Origin of the sequence: Streptomyces sp. NPDC005898, assembly GCF_040629635.1 — a bacterium.
GTDB lineage: Bacteria > Actinomycetota > Actinomycetes > Streptomycetales > Streptomycetaceae > Streptomyces.
This window is the reverse complement of record NZ_JBEXWC010000004.1, coordinates 232656-246719: the sequence shown is the minus strand read 5'-3', so window position 1 is coordinate 246719 and position 14064 is coordinate 232656. Positions and strand designations below refer to the sequence as shown.

Here is a 14064-nt window from a genome sequence, read left to right as displayed (position 1 = left end):
GGGGTGCGAGGTACGCCGTACGGCTGAGCGGTCAGACCACCTCGCCCCTGCTGCGGGCGTTCGCGTACGCCGTCGCCGCGCGCAGCCGTTCCGCCATGGTCGCCGTGCGGACCTCCTCCGGGGCGCAGTCCCACTCGCGGCCGCCGCCGTAGGGGCGCAGCTGCACGTAGGGGCCTTCGTGGCCCATGACCCGGCCGACGCGTCCGCTGGTGGTGTCCACGACGTACGAGCCGACGGGGAGGTGCGCGGGAAGGCTCACGGCGCGCTCCTCAGGGCGGCGGCCAGGCGTTGCGCCACGGCGACGGAACACCCGCCCAATTCGATGCGGGGGCAGGGTGCCTCCCTGGCCACCGTCGCGGGGTCGATCCGCAAGGACGGCAAGGTGATTTCCGCTCGCGCGAGTGCGGCGCGCAATTCCCTCAATGTTTCCTCCGCCTGTTCGACGCATACCACTGCGTGGCGCTTTGATTCCGCCTCCACGTGACTCCCCTTCGCCTTCGGATTTCACTCTTCGCACCCCTACGGTGACGTATCGCGCCTACACTCGGCAGGGGTCTGCCCTCTACAACTGCGGGGCAGTGGAAGGCGGTTGGCCATGGCCAATGGTTCACGTCAAGCGGCGTGGGAGTTCTTCGGCACGGAGCTGAAGCGGCGCCGGGAGGACGCGGGGATCACCCAGTCGGCACTGGGTACGCGGGTTTTCGTCTCCGGGGGCTACATTGGGCAATTCGAACAGGCTATTCGTAAACCGCAGTTGGACGTGGCCGAGCGGATCGACGAGGTCCTGCAAACCGACGGTATTTTCGGACGCATGTTCCGCAAGCTGATCAAAGAGACCCCTTATGCGGAGTACTTCGCGCATGTGGCGGAGCTGGAGCGGCTTGCGACGGAGATCTGTGACTTTGCGCCGGCGGTCGTTCCGGGGCTTCTCCAAACACCGGAGTACGCGCGCGCAGTGTTCCTGGCCAGCCACCCGTTCGCCACGGATGACTACGTCGAGGAGAGAGTCAAGGCCCGCATGGATCGTGCACACGTCCTCAAGGGTGCTACACGGCCCGTGTATTGGGTGATCGTGCACGAAACCGCTCTGCGTACTCCTGTCGGGGGTCCAGCGGTCATGGTCCAGCAGTTGGAGCACATCGCCACCACGGCACGTGAGCGCCGGGCGATGGTGCAGGTGCTGCCGTTCGCTGCCGGGGCCTACCCGAGCATGGGCAAGATGCTGAAGCTCATGGAGTTCCCGGACGCCCCGCCAACCGCCTATACAGAGGGCGTGCTTTCGGGGAACCTGCTGGATGATCCGGCAATGGTGAAACAGGTACAGGCGGCATACGATCAACTCAGGGCCGCCGCGCTGTCACCGGAGGCGTCCCTGGCCTTGCTCGGATCGGCGGCGGAGGACTACAGACAATGCGTGAGTACGACCTGAGCACCGTCCGCTGGCGCAAGAGCAGCTACAGCGGCGGAGACAGCGGGGAATGCGTCGAGGTCGCCGACGGGGTCCCCGGGGTCGTGCCCGTGCGGGACAGCAAGGTGCCGCAGGGCCCGGCCCTGATCATCGGCGCCCCCGCCTGGCAGGCGTTCGTCAACGGCGCCCACGGCGAACCGCTCAGGTCAGTTGCGCGACCAGCATGACCACCGCCGCGACCAGCACCACCGCGCCCACCGCCCGCTCCATCAGGTAACCGGCGCGAGTGGGCTCGGTGGCGTCGTAGTCCTTCACGAACGGCTTTTGAAGGGGACGGTTCACCCTCCACAGAAGCTGCGGCTTCACCACTTGGACCGCCGCCATCACGATGAACACGCACAGGAACGCCACAGCCATGAAGGGGACCTCTCTCCGGCTCTGCCGGGCTCGCACCGCCCGGTGACGTCACGCTGCCCCCGAACAGGTCCCTGACACGCGGCGGCGGTCAGGAGAAGCTGCCGGACAGGCCCCCGCTTCCGTGCGCGTCGCCCGTGGCCCAAGATGCCCTCATGAAGAGTGACTTGTTCTCCAGTGACCACATGGCGCAGCCGGCCCTCGCCCCCGGGATGACCCTCCAGAACGCCAAGTCGATCAAGTACGCGGTGAACGGCGAGATGTTCGCCCGGCAGGGCGCGATGATCGCCTACCGGGGCGAGCTGCAGTTCGAGCGCAAGGGGCAGGGCGTGGGCGGCATGCTCAAGCGGGCCATGACCGGGGAGGGGCTGCCGCTGATGGCCGTGCGCGGCCAGGGCGAGGCGTGGTTCGCGCACGAGGCGCAGAACTGCTTCATCGTGGACGTCGAGCCGGGCGACGTCCTCACGGTCAACGGCCGCAACGTCCTGTGCTTCGACGCGACCCTCTCGTACGAGATCAAGACGGTGAAGGGCGCGGGGATGACCGGGGGCGGCCTGTTCAACAGCGTCTTCACGGGCTCGGGCCGCCTCGGCCTGGTGTGTGACGGCAACCCGCTGGTGATCCCCGTCTCCCCGCAGCAGCCCGTGTACGTCGACACGGACGCGGTGGTCGGCTGGACCGCCGACCTCGCCACCTCGCTGCACCGCTCGCAGTCCATCGGGTCGATGATCCGCGGCGGCTCGGGCGAGGCGGTCCAGCTGATGCTGCGGGGTGAGGGGTACGTCATCGTCCGCCCCAGCGAGGTGACGCCGCAGAAGGCGCAGCAGCACTGAGCGTGCCGCCGCGCCGAGCGGTCGGCGCGGCGGCAGGTCAGGCGGCTTGGCCGGCCCGCTGCTCGTATCCGGCGAGGCGGACGCAGACGGTCAGGCCGCGCATGGCCTGCTCCAGGTCGGCGAGGCCGGGGTAGCTGGGCGCGATCCGGATGACGGCGTCGCGCGGGTCCTGGCCGTAGGGGTGCGTGGCGCCGGCCGGGGTCAGCACGATGCCGGCCTCGGCGGCGCGGCGCACGACCTCCTTGGCGCAGCCGTCGGGCACCTGGAGGGTGACGAAGTAGCCGCCCTTGGGCGAGGTCCAGGTCGCGAGACCGGTGCCGCCCAGCTCGGCCTCCAGGATGCGGGCGACCGTCTCGAACTTGGGCCCGAGCAGGGCGCGCTGGCGCTCCATGTGGGCGCGTACGCCGTCGGCGTCCCGCAGGAACAGCACGTGCCGCAGCTGGTTGATCTTGTCGGGGCCGATGGAGCGCTTCTGGTTGTTGGCCAGGAGCCACTTCACGTTGGCGGGCGAGGAGCCGAAGAAGGCGACGCCCGCGCCGGCGGCGGTGATCTTCGAGGTGGAGCCGAAGACGAACACCCGGTCGGCGTTGCCGGCCTCGGCGCAGGCGCCGAGGAGGTCGGCGATCTCGGTGGGCTCGTCGGTCAGGTGGTGGACGGCGTAGGCGTTGTCCCAGAAGATCCGGAAGTCGGGGGCGGCGGTCTCCATGCGGGCGAGGCGGGCCACGGTCTCGTCGCTGTAGGAGACGCCGTCGGGGTTGCTGTACTTGGGCACGCACCAGATGCCCTTGACCGCCGGGTTCTCGGCGGCGAGCCGCTCCACGGCGTCCATGTCCGGGCCCTGGTCGGTCATCGGCACGGGGATCATGTCGATGCCGAACCGCTCGCAGAGCGCGAAGTGCCGGTCGTAGCCGGGCACGGGGCACAGGAACGCGATGCGCTCCTGGTCCACCCAGCGGGACTCGGCGCCGGGGAGCTTCCCGAGGAGGGCGTGCACGAGGCAGTCGTGCATCAGCTCCAGGCTGGAGTTGCCGAGCGCGAGCAGCTGGCCCACGGGCACCTGGAGCAGGCCGGCGAAGATCTCGCGCAGCTCGGGCAGACCCTGGAGGCCGCCGTAGTTGCGTACGTCCGTGCCGTCGGCGGCGGTGTGGCGTCCGCCGGGCAGGGCGAGCAGGTCCTCGCTGAGGTCGAGCTGTTCCGGCGCGGGCTTGCCCCGGGTGAGGTCGAGGGAGAGCCCGCGCGCGGCGAGCTCCTCGTAGTCCTTCCGGGCCCGCTCCAGGAGCCCGTCCAGGGCCGGGGCGTCGGGGCTCAGCTCGGTGGTCATGGTGTTGCCTCTCGCAGGGTGCGGCTTCGGTGGGTCACGCCCCCGGTGGGGCACGCGGGGGTCGCGTTCGGTGCGTCGCGCCTGCCGAGAATACAAACCGGCTCCGCCCCGTGCGCCCGGTCCACGAGACCGGCGGTGCCCCGGGCCGCCGGGGGCCCACCCGCCGGGCCCCGCTCGCCAATGGGGGTGAAATGCCGTGTGCGGGGCCTTGACCGGCCCCCGCACCCCTCTTATGGTCGCCACGCCACCCACGACGTAGGACGTGGGATCTCTCCAGGGAGCAAGGGAGACACCGTGAGCGACCCGATCCCTCGAACCGCGACGCGGCCCGACCGCCGGTCCTTCCTGCGGTACACCGGCGCCCTGGGCGCGGCCGCCACCGTCACCACCTCGCTCTCCGCCTGCTCCTCGGGGCCGGAGTCCACCAACGAGACCGGGGGCGGCGGCCAGGGCGGCGACGCCACGCTCACCGCCGTCATCGGCTACGGCAACGACGGCAGCTGGGACCCGACGCAGACCGCCTCCGCCTTCGCCATGGCGGGCAACGAACACATCTACGAGGGTCTGCTCGGCACCGACCCGATCAGCCGCGAGCCCTACCCGGCGCTCGCCACCGAGATCCCCGGCGACCTCCGGGCGACCACGTGGAAGTTCACCCTGCGCCCGGGCGCCAAGTGGCACGACGGCAAGCCCGTCACCGCCGACGACGTGGTCTTCGTGTTCGACCGCATCCTCGATCCGAGGACCCAGACGCTCGCCAAGGGGTTCTTCGCGAGCTGGCTGAAGGAGGTCAGGAAGGTCGACGCCACCTCCGTCGAGCTGATCCTGAAGTTCCCCTTCCCCGACGGCGCCGCCCGCCTCTCCCTCGCGAAGATCATGCCGAAGCACGTCTTCTCGAAGCCCGGCGCCTGGGAGGACGCGACCAAGGGCAAGGCGGTGGGGTCGGGACCGTACCGGCAGACCGCGCACCACCCGAAGTCGAACACCACCTTCGAGGCCTTCGCGGACTACAACGGCCCCCGCAAGGCCGCGTTCAAGAAGATGAACTGGCTGACGATCGTGGACGCCGCGCCGCGCGTCGCGAAGATCTCCGGCGCGAGCGCGGACGCGGAGATCGCCGACAACATCCCCTACGCCAACATCGCGCAGCTGGAGAAGAGCGGCATGAGCGTCGAGGGCGGCGCCGGGATGAACAACCTCTTCCTGCTCTTCAACACCGCGCACCAGCCGTTCGACGACGTACGGGTGCGCCAGGCGCTGCACTACGCCATCGACCGCGACAAGATGATCGAGGCCGCCCTGCGCGGGCACGGCAAGGCGTCGACGTCCTTCCTGAACGAGGCCAACCCCTCCTACCGGCCCGCGCGGACCGTCTACGCGTACGACCTGGCGAAGGCGCGCAAGCTCCTGAAGGCGGCGGGCGTCGGCAAGCTGCGGGTCGAACTGATGGCGGTGAACGTCAGCTGGATCGTGGACTGCCTGCCGACCATCCAGGACGGCTGGGAGAAACTCGGCGTCGAGGTGACGCTCGACCCGCAGGAGACCACCGCCGTCTTCACCAAACTGGACCAGAAGAAGGACTTCCAGGTCGTCGCCGCCGCCTCGAACCCCAACCAGTTCGGGCTCGACGCCGACCTGATCATGCACTACAACTACGGCCCCGAGAACCTGTGGATGGGCTACGCCCGCTGGGCCGGCGACCCGGTCGCCAGGAAACTCTTCAAGGACATGGCGGCGGCCACCCGCGAGCCCGAGGCGAGCCGCAAGAAGACCATGATCCAGGAGTACATCGACGTCATCGCCGAACAGGCGGTGCTCTATCCGGTCGTGCACAACGAACTCATGACGGCCTGGGACCCGAAGAAGATCGGCGGCGTGCGGGCCCAGCCGTATCCGGGGATCAACCTCCTCCAGGCCAAGTGGGCCTGACCACCGCCCAGTCCACCGGCCAGTTCGGGGGTCGTGCTCCGTGACCGCAGTCCTCAGAATCCTCGCCCGCCGCATCGCCCTGCTCGTCCCGCTGCTGCTCGGCATCGTGCTCTTCGTCTTCCTCGTGATGCGGTTCTCCGACGTCGACCCGGCCTCCGCCTTCTTCCAGGGCGCGAACCCGACCCCCGAGCAGCTGCACCGGTTCCGCGAGGAGAACGGCCTCCTCGACCCGCTGCCGGCCCGCTACATCGCCTTTGTGGGGGACCTCCTCCACGGCGACCTGGGCATCAGTGTCCTCAACCGCTCCCCCGTCCTGGACCAGGTCACCACCGCCCTGCCGCTCACCATGCAGCTGACGTTCCTCGGCCTCGGCATCGCCGTCGTCCTCTCGCTGACCCTCGGCGTGACCGCCGCGATCCACCGCGACCGGCTGCCGGACCAGCTCATCCGCGTCGTCTCCCTGACCGGTGTCGCGGCGCCCGGCTTCTGGCTGGCGCTCCTGATGATCCAGTACCTGGCCGTCGACCTCGGCTGGTTCCCGACCGGCGGCTACATCAACCCCGCCGACTCCCTCACCGGCTGGCTGCGGACCATGACGCTGCCCGCCCTCGCCCTCTCCCTGCCGGTGGCGGCCGGCCTCACCCGCGTCATCCGCACCGCCGTGGTCGAGGAGCTGGACAAGGACTACGTCCGTACGGCCATCGGCAGCGGCCTGCCCCCGGTGGTCGTCGTCGGCCGCAACGTCCTGCGCAACGCCCTCATCAACCCGCTCACCGTGCTCGGACTGCGCGTCGGCTACCTGCTGGGCGGTGCCGTCGTCATCGAGACGATCTTCTCGCTGCCCGGCATGGGCAAGCTGATGATCGACGCCGTGAAGAACGGCGACCCGGCCGTCGTCCAGGGCGTCGTCATCACCACCGCCGTCGGCTTCGTCATCGTCAACCTCGTCATCGACATCCTGCACCTGCTGGTCAACCCCCGCCTGAGGGGGACGAGTTGACGTTCACCTCGCGCAAGGCGCTGACCGAGCGCCTGTCCGTGCCCGGCCTGCGGCTCCGCCCGTCGCACAAGCTGCCCGTCCTGTCCAGGGTCGCGGTGGGCGTCCTCGCCCTGGTCGTCCTGGTGGCCGCCCTCGCCCCGCTCGTCGCCCCGCACGACCCCCTCGACCAGCAGCCCCAGACCGACGGCACCGGCCACCCCTCCGCCGGCCACTGGATGGGCCAGGACAGCCTCGGCCGCGACATCCTCAGCCGGCTGATGTACGGGGCGCGCTGGTCGCTGGCCATCGGGCTCGGCGCGACCCTGCTGGCCCTCGCCGTCGGCGCACTCGTCGGCGCGGTCGCGGCGACCTCCCGCAAGGCCGTCGACGAGACGCTGATGCGCTGCCTCGACGTCGTCATGGCCTTTCCCGGCATCGCGCTCGCCGCCGTGCTCGTCGCGGTCTTCGGCGGCGGCATCACCGTACTGATCTGCGCCATCGCGTTCCTGTTCACCCCGCCGATCGCCCGCGTCGTCCGGGCCAACGTCCTGGACCAGTACGGCGAGGACTACGTCGTGGCCGAACGCGTCGTCGGCGCGCGCACCCCGCACATCCTCATCCGGCACGTCGCCGTGAACTGCGCGGCGCCCATCCTGGTCTTCTGCACCGTGCAGGTCGCCGAGGCCATCGTCTTCGAGGCCTCGCTCTCCTTCATCGGCGCGGGCGTCCGGCCGCCCGACCCCTCCTGGGGCAGCGTCATCGCCGACGGCAAGAACATGGTCCTGATCGGCGGCTGGTGGGCGACGGTCTTCCCCGGCCTGCTCATGCTGATCACGGTCCTCGCCCTGAACATCCTCTCCGAGGGCGTCTCCGACGCGTGGGCCGCGCCCTCCGGCCGGGACGTGCCCGACGCGGCCCGCGCCGAGGACCGCCTCGAAGCGCCCGAGCCCGGCACCGGCGAGGTCCTGGACCTGCCGGGCCTGACCGAGGCCGCCGCGCGGCTGCGCGCCCGCGCCCGGCCGCTGCCCGAGGGGCCGCCCGTCCTGACCGTCACCGGCCTCGCCGTCGGCTTCGCCCAGCGGCACGCCGGGACGGACATCGTCGACGGCATCGGCTTCCACGTACGCCCCGGCGAAGTCCTCGGCCTGGTCGGCGAGTCGGGCTGCGGCAAGTCGCTGACGGCGCTGACGGTGATGGGCCTGGAGCCCCGGGGCGCCCGGGTGCGGGGCAGCGTCGTGTTCGACGGGCGGGAGCTGGTCGGCCTGCCCGCGCGGGCCCGGCGCCGGCTCCTCGGCCACCACATGGCGATGATCTACCAGGACGCCCTGTCCTCGCTGAACCCGGCGATGACGGTCCGCTCCCAGCTGGGGCAGGTCGTCCGCAGGGGCGGCCGCCGCACGGCCGCCGAGCTGCTCGAACTGGTGGGCCTGGACCCCGAGCGGACCCTGCGCAGCTATCCGCACGAGCTGTCCGGCGGCCAGCGCCAGCGCGTCCTGATCGCCATGGCCCTCTCCCGCGACCCGAAGCTGATCATCGCCGACGAGCCGACGACGGCGCTCGACGTCACCGTGCAGGCCCAGATCATCGAGCTGCTGCTGCGGCTGCGCGCGGAGCTGGGGTTCGCGCTGATCCTCGTCTCGCACGACCTGGCGCTCGTCGCGGACGTCACCGACCGGGTGGTGGTGATGTACGGCGGACAGATCGTCGAGACGGGCGTCACCGCCGACCTGGTGGGCGCCCCGGCGCACCACTACACGCGCGGGTTGCTCGGCTCCGTGCTCTCCCTGGAGTCGGCGGCGCGGCGGCTCACGCAGATCAAGGGCGTGGTGCCGTCCCCGGCGGACTTCCCGCCGGGCTGCCGGTTCGCGGACCGCTGCCCGCTGGCCTCGACGGTCTGCCGGGACGCGACCCCGGCGCTGGTGGGCCCGCCGACCCACGAAACGGCGTGCCACCACCCGGCAGTGCCCCGCCGGGAGGCGCCCCGAAGGGGCGCGGGGAACTGCGCGCCCAGCCCGGACGATCCCGCACAGGGGGACCCGACATGACCACTCCCCACACCCCCCTGATTCAGCTGAGCGACGTGCACGTCACCCACCGGGCCCGCTCCGGAGGGCTGTTCTCCCGGGACCAGGTCCACGCCCTCACGGAGGCGAACCTGGCAATCGCCCCCGGCGAGACCCTCGGCGTCGTGGGCGAATCGGGCTGCGGCAAGTCCACCCTGGCCAAGGTCCTGGTCGGGGTACAGCGCCCCACCGGCGGAACGGTGACGTTCAGGGGCAGGGACCTCTGGACGATGGCCCCCGCGACAAGGCGGACGGAGATCGGCACCCGCACCGGCATGATCTTCCAGGACCCGTCCACCGCCCTGAACCGCAGACTGTCGGTGCGGCAGATCCTGCGGGACCCCCTGGACGTGCACCGGCGCGGCACGCCGAGGGAACGGGAGGACCGCGTACGGGAGCTGATGGCTCTGGTCGGTCTGCCCAAGGCCCTCGCGGACCAACTGCCCGGCCGGCTGTCCGGCGGACAGCGCCAACGCGTGGCCATCGCCCGCGCCCTGGCCCTCGAACCGGACCTGGTCGTCGCCGACGAACCGACCAGCGCGCTCGACGTGTCCGTGCGCGCCCAGATCCTCAACCTCCTCCTGGACCTGAAGGAACGCCTCGGCCTCGCCCTGGTCTTCGTCTCGCACGACATCCAGACCGTGCGCAGGATGAGCGACCGCGTCATCACCATGTACCTGGGCCGGATCGTGGAGGAGGCGCCCGCCGCCGAGATCCTGGACCGCGCCCGGCACCCGTACACCCGCGCCCTGTTCTCCGCCACGCCGGGCCTGCTGGCCCCCATCGACCCGATTCCGCTGGTGGGGCCGGTGCCGTCGGCGACCCGGCCGCCGAGCGGCTGCCCGTTCCGCACGCGCTGCTGGAAGGCGGACGCCGGGTGCGCCGAGGTGATGCCGGACGCCGAACCGGCGGGCCCGGGGCACCGGTTCCGCTGCCACCACCCGGTCGGCGCGGGCCAGTCGACGCATGAACTCGCCGCCCAGGCCGCCGCCACGGCCCGAACCCCGGCCGCCGCCACGGCCGCACACCCCAGGGAGCATCCATGACCCTGCCCACCCCGCTGACCGGTGTCGTCCCGCCCGTCTGCACCCCGCTGACACCGGACCGCGAGGTGGACACCGCCTCCCTCGTCCGGCTCGTGGACCACTTGACCGGGGGCGGCGTCGACGGCCTCTTCGTGCTCGGCTCCACCTCGGAGGCCGCGTACCTGACGGATCGGCAGCGGGCGCTGGTCGTCGACACGGTGGTCCGGCACGTCGGTGGCCGACTGCCGGTACTCGCCGGGGCGATCGACATGACCACGCCCCGCGTCCTGGACCATGTGCGGGTGCTCGCCGAGGCGGGCGCGGACGCGGCCGTCGTCACCGCGCCCTTCTATACGCGCACCCACCCGGCCGAGATCGCCCGCCACTTCCGGCTGGTCGCGGACCGCTCACCGGTGCCGGTCATCGCGTACGACATCCCGATGTCGGTGCACTCCAAGCTGGGCGCGGAGCTGGTACTGGAACTGGCCGCGGAGGGCGTGCTGGCGGGCCTGAAGGACTCCAGCGGCGCCGAGGGAGCGTTCCGGAGCGTGCTCCTCGGCAGGCGGTCGCTCCCGACGCCCTTCAGCGTGCTGACCGGTTCGGAGGTGACGGCCGACGCGGCGCTCGCGATGGGCGCGGACGGAGTGGTGCCGGGCCTCGGCAACGTCGACCCCGCCGGATACGTACGCCTGTACGCCGCCTGCCGCGAGGGCGACTGGGAGCGGTCACGGGCCGAACAGGAGCGGCTGTGCGCCCTGTTCGGGATGGTCACGGCGGGCGCCCCGACCCGGATGGGCGCCGGCTCATCGGCCCTGGGCGCCTTCAAGACGGCGCTGCACCTGCGCGGCGTGATCACCTGCCCGACGACGGCGGAACCGCAGATCCCGCTCTCCCCGAGGGAGACGGAGACGGTGGGCAGCCACCTGAGGGCGGCGGGACTGCTCTGAGGGGCTGCTCCTCGGAGCACTGCCCCCATCCTGGCTCAGCGCAAGGCGTCGGCGAGATAGGCGTTGCGGGTTCTGATGAGGCGGGGCATGTACCAGTGCAGAACGGTGCGGTCAGCGACGCGGCCGAGAAGCCCGAACGGCGAGGCGAATTCGATGACGTCCCTCATGACGGTGCCGCCGGTGCCGTCCGGCTCGAAGCGGTGGCTGTGATGCCACCGCTTGAAGGGGCCGGACTCCTGCTCGTCCACGAAGCACCGGGGCGGGTCGTACGACGTGATGCGGGCGGTGAGCCGCCAGGTCAGGCCGAAGTGGCGCGCTTCGAAGGTCACCGTGTCGCCGAGCGAGAGGGCGCCTCGGGTCCTGCCACCGACCGCCCGCTCCGCCGCATCGGCCATCGACCGGGTGTGCGCCTCCACGTCAAGGCACGCCTCGCACACCCGCTCCGGGGGCGCGGCGACGGCTGTCACGACTTCGAAGCGCGGCACCGGAACTCAGGACGGCGTGCGTGCCGTCACCAGCAGGCGGATCACGTCCTCCGTGCGGAGGGTGAGCGCGCAGCCCGTCGTGGTGAGCACATCGCGTTCGGCGGTGGTGTAGGGGCCGTCGGCCAGGGCGATGCGGGCGCCCTGGAGGAGCAGCGCCTCGCGGCCCGCGGGGGCGAGGTGGGGGGCCAGCGGGCCGAGCGCCTCGTGCAGTTCTATGGCGAGGCCCGGCGTGCAGTCGGCCTCGGTGGCGCGGCCGGTGTCCGCGGCGAGCGCGCCGACGAGGGCGACGAGCTGCTCCTCGGAGCAGTCGGCGTAGCCCGCGGCGCGCAGCGTGCCGACGGCCGTGTCGAGGGTGGTGCGCGTGAGGGAGCCCGCGCTCGACAGGACGGCGAGGACGACGGTGTGCACGGCGTCGCGCAGCATGGCGGAGAGCCGTGTGGTGGTGGGGTGGTCCAGGACGTCTGGGTCGAACAGGTCCTGGCAGGCGGCGCATTGGACGACGGGCCCCGCGTCGCCGCGCGGCACGACGGGCAGGCCGAGCAGCATGAAGCGGCGCCGGCCGGTGAGCCGCTGGTAGTTGCGGTCGCCCCCGCAGGCGGGACAGAAGAACTCGCCGTCGCCGACGGCGTCCCAGGCGGTGTGCACGCCGACCACCCGCTTGCACAGCGCCCGACCGCGCGAGACGGGCCTTGCGGAGATACGGGCCTTCTTGCCGTTCGCTCCCCGTTCTGGCAGCACCACGCACCTCCGTGACTCCCCGGCTGCATTGCCGCGTTGGCGTGATGTTAGCCACATCGTTGATGCGGCGTCAGCATGTCGTGCCGAAGAGCGGTCCGGACATGGCCGGGAGATGACGCGGCCCCGCCCGCCGGGGAGGCGGACGGGGCCGGTGGGAACGCGGGGGCGGGTCAGCGCGCCGCGCGGTTGACGGCCGACACGACGGCCTTCAGCGAGGCGCGCGTGGTGTTGGCGTCGATGCCGATGCCCCACAGCACCTTGTCGCCGATCGCGCACTCGATGTACGAGGCGGCCTGCGCGGACGCGCCCTCGCTCATCGTGTGCTCCTGGTAGTCCAGCAGGCGTACGTCGATGCCGACGCCCTGCAGCGCGTCGAAGAACGCGGAGATCGGGCCGTTGCCGGAACCGGTCAGGACGGTGTCCGCGCCGTCCAGCGTCGCCTCGACGGTGAGGGTGTCGACGCCGTCCGTGTCGGTCGTGGTCTGACCGTTCTTGACCTGAATCCGACCCCACGGGTTGTCGGGGTTGGGCAGGTACTCGTCCTGGAAGACGCTCCAGATCGCGCCCGGGGTGACCTCGCCGCCCTCGGCGTCGGTCTTCTGCTGGATGATCTTGGAGAACTCGATCTGCATGCGGCGCGGCAGGTCCAGCTTGTGGTCGTTCTTCAGGACGTACGCGACACCGCCCTTGCCGGACTGCGAGTTGACCCGGATGACGGCCTCGTAGGAGCGGCCGACGTCCTTGGGGTCGATGGGCAGGTACGGCACGGCCCACTCGATGTCGTCCACGGTCTTGCCCGCCGCGGCCGCCCGCGCCTGCAGCGCGTCGAAGCCCTTCTTGATGGCGTCCTGGTGGGAGCCGGAGAAGGCGGTGTAGACCAGGTCGCCCGCGTAGGGGTGCCGGGGGTGGACCTCCATCTGGGTGCAGTACTCGTACACCCGCCGGACCTCGTCGATGTCGGAGAAGTCGATCTGCGGGTCGACGCCCTGGCTGAAGAGGTTCATGCCCAGGGTGACCAGGTCGACGTTGCCGGTGCGCTCGCCCTGACCGAACAGGCAGCCCTCGACGCGGTCGCCACCGGCCATGACGGCCAGCTCGGCGGCGGCGACGGCGGTGCCGCGGTCGTTGTGCGGGTGGATGGACAGGCAGACGAACTCGCGCCGCGAGAGGTTGCGGGACATCCACTCGAAGCGGTCCGCGTGGGTGGAGGGCGTGGAGCGCTCGACCGTGGCGGGCAGGTTCAGGATGATCTCCCGCTCCGCGTCGGGCTGCCAGACGTCCATGACGCCCTCGCAGACCTCCAGGGCGAAGTCCAGCTCGGTGTCGGTGAAGATCTCGGGGCTGTACTGGTATCCGAACGTCGTACGGTCGTCCAGCAGCTTGTCGGCGTACTCCATGACCAGCCGGGTGCCGTCGACGGCGATCTGCTTGACCGCCTCGCGCGAGCCGCGGAAGACCACGTCGCGCCAGACGGGCGCGGTCGCGTTGTACAGGTGGACCGTCGCGCGGCGGGCGCCCTTCAGGGACTCCACGGTGCGCTCGATCAGCTCTTCGCGGGCCTGGGTCAGGACGGAGATCGTCACGTCCTCGGGGATCGCGTCCTCGTCCTCGACGATCGAGCGCACGAAGTCGAAGTCGGTCTGGCCCGAGGAGGGGAAACCGACCTCGATCTCCTTGTAGCCCATGCGTACCAGCAGGTCGAACATGGCACGCTTGCGGGCCGGTGACATGGGGTCGATCAGCGCTTGGTTGCCGTCGCGCAGGTCGGTGGAGAGCCAGCGGGGAGCGACCGTGATCCGCTTGTCCGGCCAGGTGCGGTCCGGGATGTCGACCTGCTCGTACCGGCCGTACTTGTGGATCGGCAGGGACGTGGGGCGCTGGAAGTTCGGCATGTGCGGGGCTCCTCGGAAGTGTCCTGAAGG

Annotated in this window: 14 protein-coding genes; 8 read left to right on the top strand and 6 right to left on the bottom strand. The window is 71.1% G+C overall.

Annotated features, from left to right (window positions below; genetic code table 11):
* Nucleotides 1–31: 31 nt before the first annotated feature.
* Entirely contained in the window at nt 32–259 is a 228-nt protein-coding gene (locus tag ABZ385_RS08410) for a hypothetical protein (RefSeq protein ID WP_358586426.1), read from the bottom strand.
* 336 nt (nt 260–595) lie between these two features.
* Between ABZ385_RS08410 and ABZ385_RS08405 the strand changes: the two genes are divergently transcribed.
* Together ABZ385_RS08405 and ABZ385_RS08400 are read left to right on the top strand one after the other, a co-directional pair.
* Nucleotides 596–1429 (top strand): helix-turn-helix transcriptional regulator, encoded by an 834-nt coding sequence (locus tag ABZ385_RS08405; protein WP_358586421.1) that lies wholly within the window; start codon nt 596–598, stop codon nt 1427–1429.
* Entirely contained in the window at nt 1411–1635 is a 225-nt protein-coding gene (locus tag ABZ385_RS08400) for a DUF397 domain-containing protein (protein ID WP_358586420.1), read from the top strand. The genes ABZ385_RS08405 and ABZ385_RS08400 overlap by 19 nt, the downstream gene beginning before the upstream one ends.
* On the opposite strand, the gene ABZ385_RS08395 is transcribed toward ABZ385_RS08400, so the two are convergent.
* Nucleotides 1610–1825 (bottom strand): DUF6199 family natural product biosynthesis protein, encoded by a 216-nt coding sequence (locus ABZ385_RS08395; protein ID WP_358586417.1) that lies wholly within the window; start codon nt 1823–1825, stop codon nt 1610–1612. The genes ABZ385_RS08400 and ABZ385_RS08395 overlap by 26 nt on opposite strands.
* Nucleotides 1826–1977: 152 nt before the next feature.
* On the opposite strand from ABZ385_RS08395, the gene ABZ385_RS08390 reads away from it, so the two are divergent.
* Nucleotides 1978–2655, top strand: a complete 678-nt coding sequence (locus ABZ385_RS08390; protein WP_358697884.1) for an AIM24 family protein — start codon at nt 1978–1980, stop codon at nt 2653–2655.
* Between the two features lie 37 nt (nt 2656–2692).
* Here ABZ385_RS08390 and ABZ385_RS08385 read toward each other — a convergent pair whose 3' ends face one another.
* Nucleotides 2693–3976: an aminotransferase class I/II-fold pyridoxal phosphate-dependent enzyme gene (locus ABZ385_RS08385; RefSeq protein WP_358697885.1), complete on the bottom strand. Its 1284-nt coding sequence runs from the start codon at nt 3974–3976 to the stop codon at nt 2693–2695.
* A 294-nt stretch (nt 3977–4270) separates the two neighbouring features.
* Between ABZ385_RS08385 and ABZ385_RS08380 the strand changes: the two genes are divergently transcribed.
* Genes ABZ385_RS08380 through ABZ385_RS08360 form a run of 5 tightly spaced genes read left to right on the top strand, consistent with a single transcriptional unit; the run spans nt 4271 to nt 10919 of the window.
* Nucleotides 4271–5905, top strand: coding sequence for an ABC transporter substrate-binding protein (locus ABZ385_RS08380; protein ID WP_358586412.1), 1635 nt, complete (start codon nt 4271–4273; stop codon nt 5903–5905).
* Nucleotides 5906–5945: 40 nt separating this feature from the next.
* Nucleotides 5946–6905 carry an ABC transporter permease gene (locus ABZ385_RS08375; RefSeq protein ID WP_358586410.1) on the top strand — a complete coding sequence of 320 codons (960 nt, stop codon included), beginning with the start codon at nt 5946–5948 and terminating at the stop codon, nt 6903–6905.
* A complete protein-coding gene (locus ABZ385_RS08370; RefSeq protein ID WP_358910474.1) occupies nt 6902–8929 on the top strand; it encodes a dipeptide/oligopeptide/nickel ABC transporter permease/ATP-binding protein in 2028 nt (675 codons plus the stop codon). The genes ABZ385_RS08375 and ABZ385_RS08370 overlap by 4 nt, the downstream gene beginning before the upstream one ends.
* Nucleotides 8926–9993 (top strand): ABC transporter ATP-binding protein, encoded by a 1068-nt coding sequence (locus tag ABZ385_RS08365; RefSeq protein ID WP_358910473.1) that lies wholly within the window; start codon nt 8926–8928, stop codon nt 9991–9993. The genes ABZ385_RS08370 and ABZ385_RS08365 overlap by 4 nt, the downstream gene beginning before the upstream one ends.
* Nucleotides 9990–10919 (top strand): dihydrodipicolinate synthase family protein, encoded by a 930-nt coding sequence (locus ABZ385_RS08360; RefSeq protein ID WP_358586403.1) that lies wholly within the window; start codon nt 9990–9992, stop codon nt 10917–10919. The genes ABZ385_RS08365 and ABZ385_RS08360 overlap by 4 nt, the downstream gene beginning before the upstream one ends.
* Before the next feature lie 35 nt (nt 10920–10954).
* On the opposite strand, the gene ABZ385_RS08355 is transcribed toward ABZ385_RS08360, so the two are convergent.
* From ABZ385_RS08355 to leuA, 3 genes are all read right to left on the bottom strand, one after another.
* Nucleotides 10955–11404: an SRPBCC family protein gene (locus ABZ385_RS08355; protein WP_358586400.1), complete on the bottom strand. Its 450-nt coding sequence runs from the start codon at nt 11402–11404 to the stop codon at nt 10955–10957.
* Between the two features lie 6 nt (nt 11405–11410).
* Complete coding sequence (locus ABZ385_RS08350) at nt 11411–12142, bottom strand: TerB family tellurite resistance protein (protein WP_358586398.1); 732 nt, start codon at nt 12140–12142, stop codon at nt 11411–11413.
* Between the two features lie 170 nt (nt 12143–12312).
* A complete protein-coding gene (gene leuA / locus ABZ385_RS08345) occupies nt 12313–14034 on the bottom strand; it encodes a 2-isopropylmalate synthase (protein WP_358586396.1) in 1722 nt (573 codons plus the stop codon).
* Between the last annotated feature and the right edge of the window lie 30 nt (nt 14035–14064).